The 20911-nt window shown below is 53.7% G+C and carries 18 protein-coding genes and 1 tRNA gene; 13 read left to right on the top strand and 6 right to left on the bottom strand.

Annotated features, from left to right (window positions below; genetic code table 11):
• Positions 1-44 precede the first annotated feature (44 nt).
• The 5 genes from HG66A1_RS21670 to HG66A1_RS21650 all read left to right on the top strand — a co-directional run bounded on the left by HG66A1_RS21670 (position 45) and on the right by HG66A1_RS21650 (position 8240).
• Positions 45-118: transfer RNA gene (locus HG66A1_RS21670), tRNA-Val, on the top strand.
• Between the two features lie 272 nt (positions 119-390).
• Positions 391-1890 (top strand): TolC family protein, encoded by a 1500-nt coding sequence (locus tag HG66A1_RS21665; protein WP_145188904.1) that lies wholly within the window; start codon positions 391-393, stop codon positions 1888-1890.
• Positions 1891-1969: 79 nt separating this feature from the next.
• A complete protein-coding gene (locus tag HG66A1_RS21660; protein ID WP_145188901.1) occupies positions 1970-2428 on the top strand; it encodes a hypothetical protein in 459 nt (152 codons plus the stop codon).
• A 223-nt stretch (positions 2429-2651) separates the two neighbouring features.
• Positions 2652-4751, top strand: a complete 2100-nt coding sequence (locus HG66A1_RS21655) for an efflux RND transporter periplasmic adaptor subunit (RefSeq protein WP_197996740.1) — start codon at positions 2652-2654, stop codon at positions 4749-4751.
• A 3-nt stretch (positions 4752-4754) separates the two neighbouring features.
• A complete protein-coding gene (locus HG66A1_RS21650) occupies positions 4755-8240 on the top strand; it encodes an efflux RND transporter permease subunit (protein WP_145188898.1) in 3486 nt (1161 codons plus the stop codon).
• Positions 8241-8245: 5 nt separating this feature from the next.
• Here the strand turns inward: HG66A1_RS21650 and HG66A1_RS21645 are convergent, their stop codons facing one another.
• Positions 8246-9322, bottom strand: a complete 1077-nt coding sequence (locus HG66A1_RS21645; protein WP_145188895.1) for a hypothetical protein — start codon at positions 9320-9322, stop codon at positions 8246-8248.
• A 308-nt stretch (positions 9323-9630) separates the two neighbouring features.
• Here HG66A1_RS21645 and HG66A1_RS21640 point away from each other — a divergent pair, with 308 nt between their 5' ends.
• The 4 genes from HG66A1_RS21640 to HG66A1_RS21625 all read left to right on the top strand — a co-directional run bounded on the left by HG66A1_RS21640 (position 9631) and on the right by HG66A1_RS21625 (position 12071).
• On the top strand, positions 9631-10122 hold the full coding sequence (locus HG66A1_RS21640) for a MarR family transcriptional regulator (protein ID WP_145188893.1): 492 nt from the start codon (positions 9631-9633) through the stop codon (positions 10120-10122).
• Positions 10123-10191: 69 nt separating this feature from the next.
• Positions 10192-10890 carry a pirin family protein gene (locus HG66A1_RS21635; protein ID WP_145188888.1) on the top strand — a complete coding sequence of 233 codons (699 nt, stop codon included), beginning with the start codon at positions 10192-10194 and terminating at the stop codon, positions 10888-10890.
• Between the two features lie 61 nt (positions 10891-10951).
• Positions 10952-11377, top strand: coding sequence for a DoxX family protein (locus tag HG66A1_RS21630; protein ID WP_145188885.1), 426 nt, complete (start codon positions 10952-10954; stop codon positions 11375-11377).
• Positions 11378-11492: 115 nt separating this feature from the next.
• Positions 11493-12071 (top strand): NADPH-dependent FMN reductase, encoded by a 579-nt coding sequence (locus HG66A1_RS21625; RefSeq protein WP_145188882.1) that lies wholly within the window; start codon positions 11493-11495, stop codon positions 12069-12071.
• Between the two features lie 68 nt (positions 12072-12139).
• On the opposite strand, the gene HG66A1_RS21620 is transcribed toward HG66A1_RS21625, so the two are convergent.
• Complete coding sequence (locus tag HG66A1_RS21620) at positions 12140-13360, bottom strand: pentapeptide repeat-containing protein (protein WP_145188879.1); 1221 nt, start codon at positions 13358-13360, stop codon at positions 12140-12142.
• 278 nt (positions 13361-13638) lie between these two features.
• Here HG66A1_RS21620 and HG66A1_RS21615 point away from each other — a divergent pair, with 278 nt between their 5' ends.
• The 3 genes from HG66A1_RS21615 (at position 13639) to HG66A1_RS21605 (ending at position 18420) form a co-directional block, all read left to right on the top strand.
• On the top strand, positions 13639-15357 hold the full coding sequence (locus tag HG66A1_RS21615; protein ID WP_145188876.1) for a putative bifunctional diguanylate cyclase/phosphodiesterase: 1719 nt from the start codon (positions 13639-13641) through the stop codon (positions 15355-15357).
• Between the two features lie 193 nt (positions 15358-15550).
• The gene (locus HG66A1_RS21610) at positions 15551-17170 is read left to right on the top strand and encodes a hypothetical protein (RefSeq protein WP_145188873.1); all 1620 of its coding nucleotides are present in this window, start codon (positions 15551-15553) and stop codon (positions 17168-17170) included.
• Positions 17171-17175: 5 nt separating this feature from the next.
• Positions 17176-18420: a serpin family protein gene (locus HG66A1_RS21605; RefSeq protein WP_145188870.1), complete on the top strand. Its 1245-nt coding sequence runs from the start codon at positions 17176-17178 to the stop codon at positions 18418-18420.
• On the opposite strand, the gene HG66A1_RS21600 is transcribed toward HG66A1_RS21605, so the two are convergent.
• Both HG66A1_RS21600 and HG66A1_RS21595 read right to left on the bottom strand, forming a co-directional pair.
• A complete protein-coding gene (locus tag HG66A1_RS21600) occupies positions 18417-18848 on the bottom strand; it encodes a dual specificity protein phosphatase family protein (protein ID WP_145188867.1) in 432 nt (143 codons plus the stop codon). The genes HG66A1_RS21605 and HG66A1_RS21600 overlap by 4 nt on opposite strands.
• Before the next feature lie 22 nt (positions 18849-18870).
• Positions 18871-19095, bottom strand: a complete 225-nt coding sequence (locus HG66A1_RS21595; protein WP_145188864.1) for a hypothetical protein — start codon at positions 19093-19095, stop codon at positions 18871-18873.
• A 324-nt stretch (positions 19096-19419) separates the two neighbouring features.
• Here HG66A1_RS21595 and HG66A1_RS21590 point away from each other — a divergent pair, with 324 nt between their 5' ends.
• Positions 19420-19602, top strand: a complete 183-nt coding sequence (locus HG66A1_RS21590) for a CPXCG motif-containing cysteine-rich protein (protein ID WP_145042380.1) — start codon at positions 19420-19422, stop codon at positions 19600-19602.
• 3 nt (positions 19603-19605) lie between these two features.
• On the opposite strand, the gene HG66A1_RS21585 is transcribed toward HG66A1_RS21590, so the two are convergent.
• Together HG66A1_RS21585 and HG66A1_RS21580 are read right to left on the bottom strand one after the other, a co-directional pair.
• A complete protein-coding gene (locus tag HG66A1_RS21585) occupies positions 19606-19821 on the bottom strand; it encodes a DUF1653 domain-containing protein (RefSeq protein WP_145188861.1) in 216 nt (71 codons plus the stop codon).
• Positions 19822-19846: 25 nt separating this feature from the next.
• Complete coding sequence (locus tag HG66A1_RS21580) at positions 19847-20875, bottom strand: class I fructose-bisphosphate aldolase (protein WP_145188858.1); 1029 nt, start codon at positions 20873-20875, stop codon at positions 19847-19849.
• Between the last annotated feature and the right edge of the window lie 36 nt (positions 20876-20911).

The raw sequence follows: 20911 nt of genomic DNA, 5'->3' as shown, positions 1-20911 counted from the left end.
AACTTGACGATATCGACCCTGATCCGTAATCTTTTGAAACCTCAGGACGATTAGCTCAGTTGGTTAGAGTGCCACGTTGACATCGTGGAGGTCACTGGTTCGAATCCAGTATCGTCCACTTGAAAGCCCTTGTCTTTTAAAGACTTAGGGCTTTTTTTGTGCGCACTCGAATCTACCGCACAAACAGACTTTCCCGACTGGGACGATCCCTGCAATCGTTACCACCGGTCGCTGACCTCCCTGCAAACCGTCAAATTCGTCAGCATGCACACAGGCGGAGCGGGGCTCCAGTCGATCATTATTCTGGACCGTGCCATTTTTAAGTCATACTTCTGATCGTGTATTGCTCCAGGAGGGAGCCTGGATCAGAGACAGCTATAAGGTTTCAGGATGAAGGAACATCCCTCTGGCAGAGCGCGCGGACTGGGGCTGGCACTCTCAGCTGCACTCATCACTGGCTGTGCCTCGCAGTCAACCAACTTGCAGACCGCTTCGACCACAGCTTCTGTGGATTTAAAGCCAACTCCCGTTGCCGAGACAACGGGCGTTGAAGAACCGGTGATGGAATCAGAGATTCTCCAGACCGGGGGTATTAAATCTGCTCCGGAGGAATTGACTGACGGTACCCATTCTGATGTGGTTGTAAATCACCCGGCGATCTCCCAGCCACTGAGTGAACTGGAGATGCTGGCGGTGGAACAGAACCCCAAACTGGTCAAGCTTTACCAGGAGTACAACGCTGCATCTTCCCGTTCCCGTTACGTCAATAAGTTGCCTGACCCGAAACTGGGGGCGAATGTTTTCGGGGCTCCGCTGCAGACGGCTTCCGGTTCTCAGCGGGCGGTGATGAGCATGAGCCAGGCGATTCCCTGGCTGGGTAAACTGAATGCGATGGAGCAGCAGGCCTGCTTTGAAGCGTTTGCGGTCCGGGCTGACTATCTCTCGGAACGACTGCGGGTCATCGCTGCAGTGCGGACGGGCTGGTATCGGCTGTATGTCATTGACCAGCAGATTGAAACCGCAGAAGCCAACCAGCAATTGCTGCAGTCTCTGATCGATGTGGCGAATGCCCAGATTTCAACCGGAAGTGCCACCCAGGGGGACGTTCTGCTGGGAACACTGGAACTCAGCAAGCTGGAAGAGCGACTTTTGACCTACCGCAAGTTGCGGGTTGCGATTCAGGCAGAAGTGAATCGGCTCATCGCCCGTGATGCGGATACGTCAATTTTGACACCCCAGGAACTGAAGATCGATCTTCCGACTCTGTCTTCACAGCAGATCTTTCAGCAGGCCCGGGACTCTCAACCGGAGATCCAGGCGGCTCAACTCCGGACGCAGGCCACTCGTTGGGGGATCGAAGTCGCTCATTTGAGCCGTCGTCCGGAACTGACACTTTCGGCGAACTATTTCTTCACGGACAACAACCGGCCCCCTTCGAATCTGTATAAGGTAGGACAGGATCCCTGGTCGCTGGGAGCCCAAGTCAGTATTCCACTCTGGAAAGAGAAATACGACGCGCTGGAAGATGAGGCGACGTGGAAACATCTGGCCTCCACGTATTCAGAAAGTGACCTGCTGGACCGCTACGATGCGTTGATCACCGAACTGCTGGCCGAGGCCCGTCGGGCGGAAGAGACGGCGCAACTCTATCGAGATACGATTCTGCCCCAGGCACAGCAGACGTTGCGGGCCGACCAGGAGTCCTATTCCCGCGGGGCTGTGGAGTTTGACCGCGTGATTCGCGATTATCGCAATCTACTGACCCTTGAGCTGGGATATCATCAGGCCATTGGCGAACTGGCGATCGCCCTGACACAACTCAGTCGCGTTTCGGGACAGGATGTGCCTCTGCATTCTCCGGCACCACCAGCGCTACCGGAACCAGAGTAAAAAATCCGGGTAGACTTCAACAGGCTCAGACTCTATATTGATATGAGAGTCTGATGTCCTGTTATTTCTGGAGCCTTCGATGGCGTCTGCCTGTCAAATCCTGTTGATCTGGATCACCACAGTGATGCTGTGTGCGCAGGCCTTGGGTGCGTCTTTCCTGTTCGGCTGCTGTTGTCTGCAGAGCCGCTGCAATCGCCAGGCTGTCGCGATTGACCACGTGTCGGAAGCCATTGAAATGTCCTGCTGCCAACAGCAGACACAGGCTGACAGTGAGTCTGCCGAAGAGGAATCCAGCGAGAGTACTTGCGGCCAGTTGCACGCTCGATGTCAGTGTGTCCAGAAGAGTACTGAGCCCGCACTCCCGGAACAGACGACGTCACAGCAGACTCCCGTTTCCCTCGTCAGTCTGTTGGCCATCCCCCCGGTTACAGGCCTGTTTTCCGACGCATCTGCAATTCGTCCTGCCCGTCAAGAGCGGCAGGATCACGGCAGCCCTTCGCATTTTGCGCAGCTGCTGTTCTGTGTCTCGCTGACCTGATTGCTCCCGGCGCACCTCTTTCAAAGAATTGAGTCTCGCTGCGCCCCTCTTTCCAGTTCGTCTCTGTACTGACTTAACAGAGATGTTCCGCTCTTTGTCGTATGCATCAGTTTCAGGCTGAATTTCCAGAGAAACAGAGCGGCTGGCCGGTTCATCCGGCACGGTCCACCGCTGGTTGTTAACAACCGGCTGGTCGCTCTTTTAGAAAACCGGGAAACGCAAGATGACTTCATCTTCAACTAATGATCAACCACAGAACTCACCAGACACAAAACCGCATCCCGAAGGCAAATCTGCCCGCTGGTGGTTGAGGAAACTGCTGCCGACCGCCCTGTTCCTGGCGGTGGGACTGTTACTGATTGTACTGGTGGGCCTGGCACAGAGAGTCGGCTGGATCCAGTCGGGCACATCGACCACTGCGTCGACCAGCGACGGGGGTAAGGAAACGACATACACCTGTCCCATGCATCCCCAGATCCGCCAGCCCAAACCGGGACGCTGTCCCATTTGTGGGATGGAACTGGTGCCGGCGGCGAAGAAGGGGGCCAACATTGATGAGTTGGCTGTGACGATTGAACCGGCGCAGCGTCGCCTGGCCAATATACAGACGGCGGAAGTGAAGACGCAGGCAGTCAACTCGACGATTGAAACCATCGGTTCGATTGAAATCGATGAGAGCCGGCAAGCGACCATCGCCGCTTATATTGATGGACGGATCGAAAAACTGTTCGCCGATTATACCGGCATCGAAGTAGACAAGGGGGACCACCTGGCGATTGTCTACAGTCCTGAATTGTATGCTGCCCAGGTAGAATTGCTGGAAGCCCGCAAAGCGCTCAAGAAAATGAGTTCCGCAGCTTTGGGTGTGGTTCGCGAAGCACAGGAAAAACTGGTCGAGAATTCCAGGCAGAAACTGGTGGAACTGGGGATGACAGAGGAGCAGATTCAGCAGCTGCTCGCTTCCGGTAAGGCTGAGTCGCGACTGACGATTTATGCCCCGATGGGAGGGACCGTCACGGAAAAACTGGCCGAAGAAGGGAAGTACATCAAAGCCGGGGAGCCCATTTACCGGATCGCCAATCTTACGACGGTCTGGCTGATGCTGGAACTCTATCCGGAAGATGCCGCCCGCATCCGCTTTGGTCAGCAGGTCGATGCCGAACTGCAGTCGTTACCCGGTAAAACCCTGAAGGGACGGGTCGTATTTATCGATCCAACAGTGAATCCCCAGCGACGAACTGTTGGTGTGCGGGTGGAATTCAGTAACGAGCATGGACAACTCCGGCCCGGCGACTATGCCAAGGCACAGATTACGGTTCCCATCGGTCCGCAGGGAGCCGTTTACGATGCGGAGCTGGCAGGGAAGTGGATCAGTCCGATGCACCCCCAGGTCATCCGGGATCAGCCAGGAGACTGCCCCATCTGTGGGATGAAGCTGGTACCCACTTCGCGGTTTGGTTACAGCCAGGAGCCTGTTAAGCAGAAAGAGGCACTGACCGTGCCCCGGTCTGCGGTGCTGATGGCCGGCGATCACAGTGTCGTGTATGTCGAAACAAAACCGGGTCGATTTGAACTCCGAAATGTCACACTCGGCCCGATGCTGGGTGATACTGCAGTGATTCTGGACGGCGTCAAACCGGGAGAACAGGTCGCTACGTCGGGTAATTTCCTGATCGATTCCCAGATGCAGCTTTCGGGGAAGCCGAGCCTGATTGATCCAACAAAATATCAGCCGGATAAAAAATCAAAAGAGAAAAAAGGACCCTTGAAGTTTGATTCGATTCAGATTGAAAAGCTCGCAGGGGGGACCGGTACGCAATTAGAAAAACTGTACGCGGCTTACTTCAAGATTCAGAAACAGTTTGCCGGTGATCAACCCGTAAAAGAATCGGAGGCGACCACCTTACAGAAACTGGCTGCTCAACTGGCCCAGGATGCTAATCTCAGTCCAACTGTCAGACAGGAACTGCAACAGATCGCTGAGAACGCGGCGCATCTGCATCATCTTTCGCTGAAAGAGGCACGCCTGAAATTCAAACCGATCAGCCATGCGGTGGTGAAACTGGCGACACAGGTACGAGGTGCGACAGCGAAAGAGGCGTATCAGCACTTCTACTGTCCCATGGTTCCCGAGGGGGGCGGGGACTGGTTGCAGCCGGACCTGAAACTCGTGAATCCCTATTTCGGCAGCCAGATGTTGCGCTGTGGAGAACTGGTGGAGACATTCGCCCCAACCGGGAAAGGGGAGAAAAAAACGGAGCTGCCCCCTGCAGGAGAAGCGAAACCGGAAAAGCAACCGACTTCAGATCAGGGGGGGAAATAAGTCATGTTGCGTGCCCTGATTCGTTTCAGTATTCGTGAGCCGCTGATCATGTTCTGTGTGACCGCGGTTCTGGTCGGTTTTGGCTGGATGAGCGTCCGGGATGTGCCCATCGATGCGATTCCCAACATCGGTGAGAACCAGGTGATCATCCTCACGGCCTGGCCGGGTCGGTCTCCCAAAGATGTGGAAGACCAGGTGACTTACCCATTGTCGGTGTCGATGCTGGCAGTTCCCGATGCCGAGTCGGTGCGGGGGAAAAGTCTCTTCGGTTACAGCTTCGTGCAGGTCACCTTTAAAGACAGTACCGATTTCTACTGGGCCCGTTCGCGGGTCGCCGAACAACTGGGAACGGCGGCGGCTCTGCTGCCGGAGGGCGTGGTGCCGACTCTGGGGCCGGATGCCACCGGGCTCGGGCAGGTGTTGTATTACACGCTCGAACCACCGCCGGGAATGAACCTGGCGGAGTTGCGGAGCCTGCAGGATTTTGTGGTCAAATACGAATTGCAGGCGGTGCCCGGCGTCAGTGAAGTAGCCAGCGTGGGAGGTTATGTCCGGCAGTATCAGATCGAAATCGATCCGGATAAACTGCGGTTTCACAACATTCCCCTGAATCAGGTGATTGATGCCGTTCGCAAATCGAACATCGATGTGGGTGCGAAGACGGTGGAATCCGGAGGGATGGAATTCATTATCCGGGGCCGTGGTTTTATTGGCGCCGAACAGAGCACCGAGAAGGCGGTCGGTGATATCGAACAGACGGTCATTCGTTCTGAGGAGGGCGTACCTATCCGAATTCGCGATCTGGGCCGCGTACAACTTGGGCCGGAATTTCGCAGAGGGGCCATCGATTTAAATGGCGTCGAAGCAGTGGGGGGCGTCGTCGTGATGCGGTTTGGCGAAAATCCCCGCAAGGTGATCGATCGCGTCAAAGCCAAGATGGCACAGATCGAACCGGGGCTGAAGGGCGTTAATTTCAAACTGGTTTACGATCGTACCGGCCTGATTAACGAAACGATTTCGACATTGACTGAGGCGTTGACACAGGAAGTAATCATCACCGCGGTGGTGATTCTGCTGTTCCTGTTGCATCTGCGGGCCAGCCTGGTGGTGGCGATCACACTCCCCATTGCCGTGTTGATGGCGTTTATCGCGATGAATGTGTTTGGCATTGATGCAAATATCATGTCATTAGCGGGGATCGCGATCGCGATTGGGACGATGGTGGATATGGGGATTGTGATTTCCGAGTCGATCTACGATGCGCTGGCCCAGTGGGAAACGGAAGGGCGTCCCGGGGGGAAGGAGCAGCGACTACGTGTGATTTATGAAGCGGCGTCCGAAGTGGCCCCGGCGGTCGTGACGGCGGTGATGACCACGGTTGTCAGTTTCTTTCCCGTCTTCATGCTGACCGGACGTGATTACAAATTGTTTGCGCCACTGGCCTGGACGAAAACCTTCTCGATTACCGCGGCCCTGATTGTGGCGATCACGCTCGTTCCCCTGTTGAGTCGACTGTTTTTGAATTCGAATCCCAGGCCCTGGAGACAGCGCCTGATTATTTCCGTCATGTTCGCGCTGGTCTGTGGAATTCTGACCTGGTCTTTCGGTGCGGATTTCCTGCGGTGGTTGCCATTGAGTTTACCGGTGCTGACACTGATAGCTGTGGGACTGGCGGGAATCAGCTGTTTCTGGCTGCTGGGCGAACGGTTGCGTCCTGTCGATGAAAACCCGGTTGCGCGGCTGATTCATTATTTATACGAACCCACGCTCCGCTTTTTCATGCGGCACAAGTACCTGTTCTTCACTGGCCCCACACTGATCGTGCTGCTCGGTCTGGGAAGCTGGATTGGTATGCCCACAGTGCTGAAGCCTCTCGAAAAAGGAGCCCGGGTCCTGGGGGTTGAACCCAACGAAGTGCCCGGCTGGGTTGAGGTGAAGCACCTGTTTCCCGGACTGGCAACGAATGACTGGATTGCCCTCGATGAAGGAAGCTGGTTCTATATGCCGACGCTTTATCCTGCAGCCAGCTTTTCCCAGGCGATGGAAGTGCTGCAGACACAGGATGCGTTAATCAGTGAGATTCCCGAGGTTGAAAATGTGCTGGGGAAGATCGGCCGGATTGAGTCGGCCCTCGATCCCGCTCCCGCGGCCATGATTGAAACATATGTCATGCTCAAGCCCGTCGATCAGTGGCGGCCCGGTGTGACTACCAACGATATCTGGGATCAGATCAATGCGGTCGCGACACTGCCCGGCGTGACACCCGCGTCTCCACTACAGCCGATCGAAGGACGCGTGGTGATGTTGCAGAGTGGTATCAAGGCTTCCATGGCAATCCGAATTTACGGCGACAGTCTGGATGGTCTCGCGGAAGCTTCGATCGCCGTGGCCGATCATCTCAAACAGATTCCCCAGGTCAATGCCGCGACCGTGAATCCGGATATTGTGCTCGGGAAACCGTATGTTGAATTTGATGTGAGCCGGGAGACTGCGGCCCGTTACGGGATGTCGACCGCGATGGTGAATGAGGTAATTGAAACGGCACTGGGGGGATCGAACGTAACGCGGACTGTCGAGGGCCGCGAGCGCTATCCGATCCGCGTCCGTTATGAAAGAAACTTGCGGGAACAGATTGACGAACTGAATCGACTGCCCGTGGTCACACAATCGGGAGAGATCATTCCGCTTTCGTTGCTGGCGGAGATGAAAACTACCTGGGGCCCCGGCGTGATTAACAGCGAAGACGCACGACTGGTGGCTTACGTCTCTTTCTCTCCTTCGGGACAGGCAGGGGCCTCTCCTTCGGGACAGGCAGGGGCTCTGGAAACCGTGGATACCGTTGAAAACAGCCTGCGGACTGCGCAACAGGAAGGTTCCCTGGATCTGCCGGCAGGTTACGCACTGCAGGCGGTCGGATCGTTTCAGAACCAGATTGAAGCCAACCAGCGGCTGATGTGGGTGGTGCCCCTGGTGATCTTCACCAACCTGTTTATTATCTATCTGCAGTTCCGCAATCTGTCGATCGCGCTGACCGTGTTTGCCGGGATACCGGTCGCGTTTGCCGGCGGTATGATCTTCCTGGGCTGGAACCAGATTGAGATTAACACGGCGGTCTGGGTTGGCTTTATTGCCCTGTTTGGTATCGCCGTTGATGATGGCGTGGTGATGGCAACGTATCTCGATCAGGTATTCACCCGGAAGCGACTTAACACCAGCGAGGATATTCGCAATGCGGCAGTGCAGGCAGGGCTCAAGCGGATTCGCCCCTGTCTGATGACAACGTTTACCACGATTATCGCGCTGATGCCCGTGATCTTTTCGACCGGTCGCGGTTCCGATGTGGCCAAGGCGATGGCCTGGCCGGTGGTCGGCGGGATGACTGTCGAACTGATTACGCTGTTCGTGGTGCCCGTGCTGTTTGTGGCTTACAAGGAATTCAAGATGAACCTGGGACTCGATGATCCTCACTGGGCAGGCGTGGAAGATTAGCGAGTTCAGTCTTTTTGATTGAGTATCGCTGACCAGTGCGTTTTGAGCGCCTCCGGGTCCAACTCACCATCCCATTGCTGATTCCAGACAATGCCGGATTCGGACTTGAGCTCCGGTCGCAGTCCCAGCATCAGGCGATGGTAGATCGGACTCTGGATCAGGTCTTGGCTGGCTTGTCCTTCGGCGAGTGCCTGCAGGGTGAGGCTGATCATCGCAGCACTCCAGCGGCTGGTGAGATCAGCCTGCAGATCTTCCTGTAAAAAGGGGACGTGATTGAGAACCGTTTCGATGGCGGCCTGTTCCCGCGTGCGAGCCAGCGCGATCAGGGCAACCTGTTTCTGGAAATGGTTCTGGTGACGTTCCGCCTGGTTAAGTAGATCCGTGAGAACCGGAACAGCTCGCTCACCGGCACATTCCGCGTACAGGCAACAGACCGCAGCTTCCCATTTCGCGCTGGAACTGTCCTTGAACTTCATACGGTGCTCAATGATGTCCTGTAGTGTTGCTTCCGCCTGGGGACCGCCGATCTCCCTGAGGCAATAGGCCATGCGTGCGGTCGGGTAGGCGCTGACCTGCTCAAAGCGCTCGAAATTTGCAGCCAGGGTATCGCTTAGTGGGGTAACGACTTCCAGACCGCGTTGGGACAGGCGTGTGATTTGCTGGTGGACAGTCGCTGGATAGAAGGGGGAAATGCCGCCCAGCGATTTGATCAGTTCCGGTGTGGTATTGGCCCGGGCTGTGGTGACGAAGATCAGAGTCAACGACAGGAGCAATGCAAGGGTATTGACGCTGAGGGGGAGCAGGTTTTTGAAAATGCGTTCCTGTCTGGTCGAGAAGAACTGCAGAATCTGATACGGCAGGTAGATGATCCAGCAGAGAATGATGGGCACACCCATTCCCAGGGGAACGAACATCAGAACTCCCAGTATCAAGCAGGGGATTCCGAAATAGTAAAACCGCCTGGTCCCTTTCGTCAGGGGGCGACAGAAAATCAGCGTGAGAACCAGCCAGCCGGTAAAAGCGAGGAGCAGGGAGTTCAGAAAGGGCAGCTTTACCTCGGTGACACTGTTCACGCAATTCATACAGGCTTCTGCCGCCCGTTGGGGCAGAGCGAGGAAGAGTGCCAATGTCAAAAGGGAGATCTGTTTCATACTACTTGAGCGACTGGCTGAAAAAATGATAACAGTTAACTCTCTCATTTTAACTGATGGCGGCGTGATTCCTACTCTGGTTTGAGTGTCTGTTCGATGGGGGCAGAGAGCTGGATATCGGGTTTGAGCAGTCGGCAGTTTTGCTTAGCACAGAAATCTTTCGAGAAAAATTTCAGAATACATATTGACGCGACGATAGTTTATATGTAAACTAAATGCAGAGAGGTTACAAAATGAATATGAAACCGACACAACTGCAACAGGAATTGAAGAAGAAGCAGGCATTTCAGTCCCCTGAAATCGAGGCGATTCTGAACATATTGCGTACCAGCGATCAGCTTCAGAACCGTCTCGGTAAGATGTTTCGGGAGTACGGGTTAACTTCATCACAGTATAATGTATTGCGGATTCTGCGGGGCGAGGGGAAACCATTGCCCAGTCTGGAAATCGCCAGCCGCATGGTTCAGGTCGTACCTGCGATTACCGGGCTGATTGACCGCCTGGAGAAACAGGGACTGGTACGGCGGAAACGCTGCCAGAAAGACCGACGAGTGGTTTACGTGGAGATCACATCAGCAGGAAAAGATCTGCTGGATGAGATGGATGCACCTTTAAGTGCGCTGCATGAGGAACTGTTAGGGCATCTGGCTGAAGATGAACTGCATGAATTGAATCGGCTGCTGGTCAAAGCGCGACAGAACTGTTGTGTTGGTGCCAGGATTTCAGGCTGATTTTTTTTAGTCTGATAGTTTACATGTAAATAATATGGGATTTAAGTAAATAAGAGAAAGGGCTCTACAATGATTCGTGTACGCAAGGCTGAGGAACGGGGCCATGCCGATCATGGCTGGCTCGATACTTATCACACTTTTTCGTTCGCTGGTTACCAGGATCCGGAGCACGTTCACTTTCGTACGCTGCGGGTCATGAATGAAGATGTGGTCCAACCGGGGCAGGGCTTCGGCACACATCCCCACCGGGACATGGAGATTGTGACTTATGTTCTGGAAGGTGCTCTCGAACATAAGGATTCGATGGGCAACGGTGAAGTCCTGCGGGCCGGCGAGTTCCAAAGGATGACAGCGGGGACGGGGATTACTCACAGTGAGTTCAACCCGTCCGCAACTGAGCCGGTGCACCTGTACCAGATCTGGTTGTTCCCGGAAAGTAAGGGGATCGAGCCCAGTTATGAACAAAAACAATTTCCCGTGAGTGAGCAACAGAATCAGCTGCGGCTGGTGGCTTCGCCCGAGGCAGAAGCAGGTTCGTTGCGAATTCATCAGGACGCGCGAGTTTATCTCTCGCAGATTGAAGCGGAAAAAACCGTTACATACGAAATGGCTGAAGGACGGCATGCCTGGTTGCAGGTTCTGAGGGGAAGTGTGCTGTTGAACGATGTTGCTCTGGATGTGAGCGACGGTGCCGCCGTGAGTGACACTCGAAACTTGAAGATCCAGGCAACCGCTGATGCCGAGATCATGCTGTTTGATCTGAACTAAACTGACAATTAACAATCACAACTGTAAATCACGACAAGAAAAAATTAAGGGAGAACCGAAGATGTCTCAAAATCCACTGGCAGGACTGACGAGCTTAGCAGGCCGAATCATGATCGCGACCATTTTTCTGATGAGTGCTGTCGGAAACAAAATTCCCCAGTTCAATAACGTGGCCGGCTACATGGCTTCGGAAGGAGTTCCGGCACCCCAAATCATGCTGGCGGGGGCGATCGTGTTTCTGATTGCCGGGAGTCTGTCTGTCATTCTTGGTTTCAAGACGCGCATTGGTGCCGGCCTGCTACTGGTGTTCCTGGTACTGGCTACTTACTTTTTCCATGACTTCTGGACACTGGAAGATGCCCAGGCACAGCAGGCTCAAATGATTCAGTTCATGAAGAATTTGGCATTGATGGGGACAATGCTGTTCCTGATGGCTAACGGCCCGGGGCAGATGAGTCTTGATCAGCGCAAGAAGTCACGGGGGTAGGACAGTCGTCTTGGAAAAAAACGTTCGATCTCTAAGACCAGCTTCAGTAAGATAGCAGTTGACTCTGCTCTCTATCATTCAATTCATCATGCATCTTCAGAAGGAAGCGAGACTCATGGCGTCACCTAAAATTCTAGCCTTTGCAGGCAGTACCAGACAGAATTCTCATAACCAGCGTGTGCTCGAAGTCGCAGTGGCGGGTGCCCGGGCAGCAGGGGCGGAAGTGACAGTGGTCAATCTAAAGCATTATCCATTGCCTCTGTTTAATGAAGACCTGGAACGGAGTACGGGAGAACCCGATGCTGCTGCGAAACTGAAGCAGCTGTTCTTCGAGCACGATGGTCTGCTGATTGCATCACCTGAATACAACAGCTCAATTACGCCACTGCTGAAGAATACGATTGACTGGGTTTCACGGAAAGTCGGCGATGAAACACCACTCCAGGCTTATCGGGGTAAGGTAGCTGCTCTGGTATCAGCCTCACCGGGAGCCCTGGGAGGCCTGCGGGGACTGGTCCACGTCCGCTCGATTCTGGGAAACATCGGCGTGGTGGTTCTGCCGGATCAGGTCGCGGTTTCCAAGGCCCACGAAGCCTTCGATGAAAACGGCCAGCTCAAAGATGAAAATCAGCAGAAGTCTGTAAGTGGAGTCGGAGCAAAACTGGCAGAGATGCTACAGAAGCTGGCAGATTGAACTGACAATTCACCGCCGGACAATTGATTCAATCGGGAAGCCACTGGTTCTGATCTGGATCAGTGGCTTTATTCATCTGAAGTTGACAGGTCCCGATAGAGCGAACGTTCTGGTTTCAGTGCGGTCAAGGGACCATCCAGACGATAGACCGACTCACCATAATCATCTTCTCCATTAACAATCGACCAGCGATTAAACTGAAAATTTTCGACAGGAGGATCAAGATTCCGTAGTTGATTTATCCAGTCGGGGGAGTCAACAATAGCGCCCGCTAGCGAGGCACCATAAAAATTGGCACCTGTCAGAGCGGCGCCGCGCAGATCTGCCTTCTCCATGTAAGCTCCCATGAAGGAAGCTCCTTCCAGATTGGAGCCCATGAGTTCAGTGCCCAACATAAAGGCATTTCTGAATGACGCCTCTTTCAAGTCGGCACCGCCCAGAGAGGCATCTTCCAGGTTGGCGTTCCAGAAACTGGCTCCTTCCAGATGAGATTCCCAGAATAGGACGTCCTTTAGATTTGCAGCATAAAAATTGGCACCTCTTGCTTGAGCTTGAATGATCGATGCTCCTTCTGCATGAACGGAAATCAGATTAGCCTTATCCAGATTAGCACCGGAGAAGACAACCCCCTCCATTTCTGCACCTGAGAAGTCAGCTCGTGCCAGATCAGCTCTTTTAAAATTCGTACTTCCGAAACTGCTGTTACGGAAATTCGCACTACGCAAATCCGCATCGCAAAAATTACTTCTTATTAACGCGTCTTTGATATTGAGTTTAATCAGTTCATGTCGGCTCAAATTGACGCCACTTAGAAATGCGTTGCTCAGATCAATCTCATGCCAGCGTTTACCCGCATCGTATTCCAGTTTCACGAACTCGAGGGCTGCGTCACGACGGAGGCGCTCATTGAAGGCCGGCACGCGTTTCTGTTTGTGGTGGGGAGTAAGCTTGTTTTGTGGTTCTTTCCGTTCCGGGTCATCTGCTCTGGCATCGAAGAGGATCGCGATCAGCTGATTCCGGGGTGTAAACTGGTCGGGCTGAGCTTGCTGTTTCAGCTGTTGTTGCAGCACGCTGATCTGTTGCTGTAATGCAGCCTGTTGGACTTGATAAGTGTGGCGTAATTTCAGATAGAACCCCCCCATTACTCCAGCGAGTATCAGCGACAGTAGCGACAGGGAAATACAGAATACTGATTTCATAGTTGCGACATTGAATAGGAGAAAGGAAGTAATTTCAGATGCTATTGCGGAACGTCTGTCTATTCTCGGAATCTCAGTTGTATGATGCAAATCATTTCTTTGTGACCTCCTTGGGACAGTTTGCAAATCTTAAAACCGGACTGACCCGCATAATCGTATCCTTGAATCGTGTAATTCCCCCGTATTTTACCTAAGTCGTTGCTGGGGTGGCCTAAACTTTCAACGCACGTCAGGAGGGAATCGCTGTACCAGTGAATGTGACAGCGAAACTGAAAGAAAGGAATTCAGAGCAAAACCGAGTATTCAACCGTTTTAGATTCAGTAGCATGCCCATGTGGGGGACGACACTGAATTAAGGGCACATCAAATTGACAGATCTTAACTCCGAATTGAGTTATCTACAGGCATTTCGCGACGCCGTCGATGAGGCGGGGATCGTGGCGATGACCGATGTGCGGGGTAAGATCCTGGATGTCAACGAGAATTTCTGCCAGATCTCGGGCTACAGCCGCGAGGAACTGCTTGGTCAAAATCACCGTATCCTGCGATCCGAACAGCATAGTGATGAATTCTTTCGTGAAATGTATCGGACCATCGGACAGGGGAATGTCTGGCGGGGGGAGATCTGTAACAAATCCAAAAGCGGATCGCTCTACTGGGTGAATACCACAATCGTGCCTCTCCAGGATGACCAGGGTAAGATTAGTGGCTACCTTGCACTACGAATTGATATCAGCGAGCAGAAACGTCTGATGCAGCGGATGCAGCACCTGGCACATCATGATCCCCTGACAGGACTACCGAACCGGGTTTCAATTCTGGAATCGATCCAGCGAGTGATCGATCGTCAGCCGGAAAAACATTATGCGCTGCTCTTTATGGACTTTGATCGCTTTAAGCTGATCAACGACAGCCTGGGGCATGACGTCGGGGACAAACTGCTCGAAGCGATTGCAGTTCGCCTGCGGAAATCGGTACGTGCTACAGATACGATCCAGGCCGCTCGACTTGGCGGTGACGAATTTGTGGTTCTGCTGGAGAATCTGAAATCGCCTCAGGATGCGACCAGGGTGGCGGAGCGGCTGATCAACACCTTATCTGAACCGTACAATCTGGGCGGATATACAATTTACTCCAGCGCCAGCATCGGGATCGTGACCAGCGAGCATCCCGTAAGTTCTGCCAGCGAGATGCTGAGTAATGCGGATCTGGCGATGTACGAAGCAAAAGCGGAGAAGCTGGATCGGCCGGTTGTGTTCGACCGTGTACTGCGGGAGAAGGCACAACGACGTCTCTATGTGGAGAATGAACTCCGCGATGTGTTGTCACGCAATGAACTGACGCTTTTCTATCAGCCGATCATTGATCTGGAAACAGAGGAACTGCGGGGCGTCGAGGCGCTGATTCGCTGGTTCCATCCGGTGGGAGGCATGATTCCTCCCGATGAGTTTATCTCGGTCGCCGAAGAGATGGATATGATCATTCCCATTGGTAACTTCGTGATCGATGAAGCCTGCCGACAGTTGGCCGACTGGCGGAACCGTCTGGGAGAGCACGCACCAGAGAATATGCATGTGAACGTCTCACGGAAACAGCTGGAACATCCGACTTTGATTTCCGTCGTCGAACAGGCTCTGCAGAAATATGATCTGCCCGCAGGATGTGTGCACCTGGAAGTGACCGAAAGTATGATCATGCACGACCGGGATGCCTCGATTGCCACCCTGAACGGCTTGAAAAAACTGGGGGTCAAACTGGACGTCGATGACTTCGGGACCGGGTATTCATCACTGTCATGCCTGTGTGACTTTCCCATTGATGCTTTAAAGCTAGACCGGGAATTCGTCAAGAAATCGGACCGGGACCGTGAGGTCACCCTGATTCACGCGCTGATCATCCTGGCCGAGAAGCTGGGGCTGGAAGTGATTGCAGAAGGGGTCGAAAATACCGAACAGCTGGCACTTCTGCAGGACTTGGGGTGCTGTCTGGGCCAGGGTTATTACTTCTCCAGACCGGTTAGCGGCAAGGATCTGGAAGAATCCATTCTCGTGGGACTGGGGACAACTTCCCCGGTGGCGAAAGTCTGAACAGAGAGTTCCTGAAAGTGGGCATTCTGCCTTGACTGATCTCTGTACACATCATTAAAACCTCTTTTTTAAATGTTCATAAATTCATGAACCGCAGGCTGCTGGTTCGTGTCATGAACCCATTATTACTTTAAAATGATATACGGAAGTGTCGTTTGTGATATTGTGTTAAAAGAGGACTGTGTTAAAGAGGATGGTTGCTTTCGATCAGAATTCCGGGGAAAAGGATGACGATGCGCGCGAGCTCCCCGAAACGCTGCCCTGGGATGTCCGCCCCTCCATCTACGATCATCTCTGTCTGCACATCGTTTCGGGACAGCCCGGTCTCGTGGAAGCAGGCTATCAGTTACCCGATGAAGAACGGGTGAACGAAGACCTGGAGCTGCGCTGGGCAGCAGGCGCCCTGGATGGAGTCATGACTCATCATACGGGGGGCAGCGACTCAGACGAACGGGTTGAGAAAACCATCTGGCTGCTGCTGACCTGCTGCGAAGAACCGACGGCGATCAACAAATATCGGCTCTATCAGCACATCGTGGAAGAGCACATTGTGGCGCTGATTGATGCGGTCATCACGCGCCTGCTGAATGAGCCGCAACTCAAACATGATCGACTGTACGAACTGGCACATTCTTTCGCCACCGAGACTACGGATCGGGAAACGGTCAAATTCGGAATCGCGCTGCTGGGTCTGTACCAGGTCGAGGAAAATTCGGAACTGTTTCATATCCTCGGGCGGCATGATGAATTCACGCTGTTTTGTGCTGTGGCGTTGACAAACGTTGCGGACGACAGTGAGCAGGCATTGTGGGAGCTGGCACAGAACGTGTTTGGCTGGGGACGGATCCACATCGTTGAGCGGCTGGCAGAAACCGAGAATGAAGAAATCAGGGACTGGCTGCTTCGTGAGGGATTCCATAATTCCGTGCTGACAGAGTACCTGGCTTATATCTGCGCTCATACCGGCGGTCTGCTGACCGCGTTACATAATTCAACACAGGATCGAGAATTGTTGACGGCGGCCGGCGAATTGATTGAAGCGTTGATCAACGGCGGTCCCGCGGAAGATATGGACGACTACGATGATGGTGCAGCGGTGGTCGAACTGTATCTCCAGCAGATTGAGGAAGCGCCAGTAACCCTGGATGATTTTCTGCACATACGCGCAATTCAACTCTATCTCTCCAACCAGGAAGCCGACTGGGATGTGCGGAGTGAACGGGGCTGGTCCCGTGAATGTCGCCAGGGATTAGAGGTGGCCTGCAAACGGATCCTGGAACGTCCCGAATGGGAGACCCGGGTCAGACAGGGACTGGAGAGCGAAGACGACTATGAGTTTTTCCAGGCAAATCAGGCGGCGCGGGTTTTAAAGCTGCCAACCTGGGATTATCACTGGGACCGACTGCAGGAGCAGCCGGACGACGCTGGACGCTGGTTCCACCTGCTGCTGGTCTGTGAAGAGCCTCAGCTGACACAGGTTCTGGACTTCGCGGAACAGCAGCTGGATCTCGACCGAATTGCCAGTGGACCCGGTGATGCGCCGGGAGTGGGCGATGACTTTAAACAGCATGGTTGCCTCGATTATATATTACAGGAACTCCGTCGTTTCCCGGGACAGGGAAAAACGTTGATTGAAGCCGGACTGAAGAGCCCCGTGATCCGCAATCGCAAGATGGCGGTCGCCGCGCTGGCCACTTGGAGAGACGCGTCACAACGTTGCGAGCTCCTCAAACAGGTTGTCGAAATCGAACCGGATGGACATCTGCAGCAGCAGATGCAGAAGCTGATTGATGGCCAGCCACTGGAAGAGTAAGTCTTATGGATCAGAAACGTCAAATCAGTGCCGAACAGCGCTATTGTGAGCTGCGTACCATTGTCGATGATGGAAACCGTTTTGCCTGTGCCCTGTTTGCAGAACTATCACGAGTTAATTCCGGAAACCTGTTCTTTTCCCCGGCCAGTATTTCCACTGCGCTCGCGATGACACTCGCAGGTGCCCGCGGGGAAACAGCGAAGGAGATGAAACAGGCGCTGCGACTGACTCAAGAAGGACAGCAGCTGCATGAATCGTTTCACCATTTGTTAACTGAGACCCGTACGGGAGGCGTGGAGCTGAACGTTGCCAACCAACTCTGGGGGCAGGCTGATTATCAGTTTCTCACTCCCTTCCTGGATACGGTCCGCGAGTATTACGGCGGCGGTTTGCAGAGCGTCGATTTTCAGGGGAATCCTGGAGATGCGGCAGCTCAGATTAATCAGTGGGTCAGCCAGGAGACGCGCGGCAAAATCACGGAAGTGGCGTCACCCCTCAGTTTCAATGAACTGACAAGGCTGGTTCTGGTCAACGCGATCTACTTCAAGGGAACCTGGGAAGAGGAGTTCGATCCGGAACTGACACGGGATGAACCATTTCACATCTCAGCCGAACAGCAGACGCCAGTCCCGATGATGCATCAGACAAATACCTTCGGCTATTATGAAAATGAACTGGTTCAGGTGCTGGAACTGCCTTACCGTCAACAGAATGTCGTCATGCAGCCTGTAGAAGCAGAAGATGGCAGTTTTTATATGACAGCACAGGAAATCCCGGGAGGGGGGAGCGACTTCAGCATGTGTATTATCTTGCCTCGCGAGCAGGGGACATTGCAAACAGTGGAATCCGAGTTGAATTCGGAGACGCTCGATCAGTGGCTGAGCACGAATCATCGTGAAGTCATTGTCAGTCTGCCCCGCTTTCAACTGGAGCTGGAATATGAGCTGAATGCGCCGCTGGAAGCTTTGGGGATGAAACAGGCGTTTGGGCCGGATACTGCAGACTTTTCCGGGATGACTGATGACCCTGAGGGCCTATTTATCGGCTCGGTGTTGCACAAGACGTTTGTGGAAGTTAACGAGCAGGGAACTGAAGCAGCGGCTGCGACAGGGGTCATCATAGCCGCAGGCTGTGCGATGGAACCCGAACCTCCCATAGTTTTTAGAGCCGATCACCCGTTTCTGTTTTTGATCCGTGACCGTCAGACTCGGCTGATCTATTTCATGGGACGGTATCAGCAACCGGATTAGCTGCCCGGTTCGGTTTTCTCAAGTAACTGTTGAATCTCATTCCAGAGTCCCGGAGCGACATCGCAGGGACCTGCGGCAGCGACCTGCTGGAGTGCTTCGGAAAACGGAAAGTCATGCACCAGCGACAGTGCCCCGGCCACGATTGCGGGGGAGCGGCTCATGCCGGCACTGCAGGCGACTAGGGTCGGTAGATCGGCGGAAATGAAGCGGGCCACGGTGGTCAAAGCGGTCTGCAATACCACAGTCTGGTTTTCGTCACCATCGATCAGGGGAAGACGACAGTAGACGATTTCACGGGGATAGCTGATGGGCGGCTCTTCCCGTGCCAGATCAATGACTGCGGTAATGCCGAGATCGAGAACCTGATTTAAGTCGCGTGCATCCCGGGCATTACCGATCCAGAGCAGTCGAGGCAAGATTTCGCGCATGACTGTGACTCACTCCGACTTATCAGCCGCCGGTCCGTCTATGCATGAACGTGTTCTTCTGATTGCCCTTCGCGCCCTGATCGCCTTTGGGAACGGCTGACTGCATAATTTTCGTACGAGCGGGAACCGGTTGTTTCGATTCCTCGCTTGTTTTTTCCTGGGCTTTCTTTTTGACGCTCTCCAGGTGCTTTTTCTTAGCGACCCGTTTCTCGCGATCTTTCTTTTTCTGTTGTTTCTTATTCGCCATCTGAATCTTCTCTACTGAAGGAATGCTGAATGAAATCATTTCGGGAGAAGTCCAGAGGAAATCTTCGAAACTAAGTACCTTGTGGGTGCACCGCTAATGGTCACCAGTTACTTATGTCAGTTTAACATTGCCGAACCCAATTTGATAGAATTCCGGGTAATCTGATCGGACTTCTTTCAGAATCCAATACATCATCTAAGATTTTTCAGATCGGCATCACTTCCGGTCAGAGTGACGGTGTATAATTCAACCAGACCGGCATGGAATGGATTGGAAACGGAAACTGCTGTGCTGTGTCAATTATGGTAACAGGAGACCCGAGCGATGCAGGAAGAAGCCAGTTATATTTGTGATGCATGTGGTGAAGAAATCGTCATCCCCATCGATGTTTCCCAGGGGGCCGATCAGGAATATGTTGAGGACTGTCCGGTCTGTTGTCATCCGAACGTAATCCATGTGCACGTGGGTCGCGATGGTGTCGCTGACATTCAGGCGGAAGCCGAGTAGAGTCTACTCGGGACCAATAAACTGAAAGCGGGGAACGACGTGTCCGTCGACCTCGACTTTTTCCAGGAACATTTCCTTGGGACGCACCCAGAGACCGAACTGGCCGTAATCTGCACTGTAAACGACCATCTCTTCTTCGGTCTCACTATGTCTGGCGACTCCGATAACGAGATAGTCGTTTCCTTTATAATGTCGATAACGGCCGGTTTTCACGGTCATGAGTCTCCTTACTTTCGGTTAAGATTTATGCGGTCGCCGATTCCATTTCGGCGCTGTATTCTCCGCGTCGGGCACTGCGGTTACAGCTGGCGCGATGGTACATCGATTTTTGCGCCGCTGCGACATTCGCGGAATCTCCGCTCCAGATCTCCATGCCGGGCTGCTGAATGGCGCGGGCAAATGAGAAGGAGAGTGCCCAGGGAACTTTGGTTTTGTACTTGGTATTCATCATGTTCAGACGCTCGGAGGCGAGTTCGCTTGACTGACCGCCGGAGAGGAACGCGACGCCGGGAACTGCGACGGGAACCACGCGTCGGAAACAGCTGACTGTCGCATCGGCGACTTCCTCAACCGAATTCTGCTTGGGACACTGCAGACCCGGGACGATCATATTTGGTTTGAGGATCATGCCCTCCAGCAATACGCGTTGCGCGGCGAGCTGAGCGAAGACGAGTCGCAGCGTCTGTTCGGTCACTTCAAAACAGCGTTGCAGGGTATGGGCTCCGTCCATCAAAACTTCCGGTTCCACGATGGGAACCAGACCGGCTTCCTGACACAAGGATGCATAGCGTGCCAGCAGGTGAGCGTTGGCTTCCAGACAACCGGTTGTGGGGGTGCCTTCCCCAATCGTGATCACGGCTCGCCACTTGGCGAACCGGGCGCCTAACTCTACGTATTCTGCGAGTCGTTCCCGCAGGCCATCCAGTCCCTCGGTAATTTTCTCTCCGGGGAATCCTGCCAGGGAGGTCGTACTTTTGTCGACCTTGATACCGGGAATAATGCCGGCTTCCTGAAGCACCTGCACGAAAGGCTTGCCGTCTTTAGTCTGCTGACGGATGGTTTCGTCGTACAGGATCGCACCACTGATTGCTTCATTCAGGCCAGGCGTGGTGACCAGCAGTTCGCGGTAATCGCGTCGGAATTCCTCGGTCTGGGGAATATTGAGTTTCGCAAACCGTTTGTGGCAGGTGGGCGTGCTTTCGTCCATGGCCAGCAGGCCCTTGTCGTCCGCGACCATTGCGTAGGCTGTTTCGATCAGTTGCTGCAGACTCATTATACTGCTCCTTCTGGCGGACCCGGAATGACACAG

The organism is Gimesia chilikensis (assembly GCF_007744075.1).
Lineage (GTDB): Bacteria > Planctomycetota > Planctomycetia > Planctomycetales > Planctomycetaceae > Gimesia > Gimesia chilikensis_A.
This window is presented reverse-complemented; position numbering and strand designations above follow the sequence as displayed.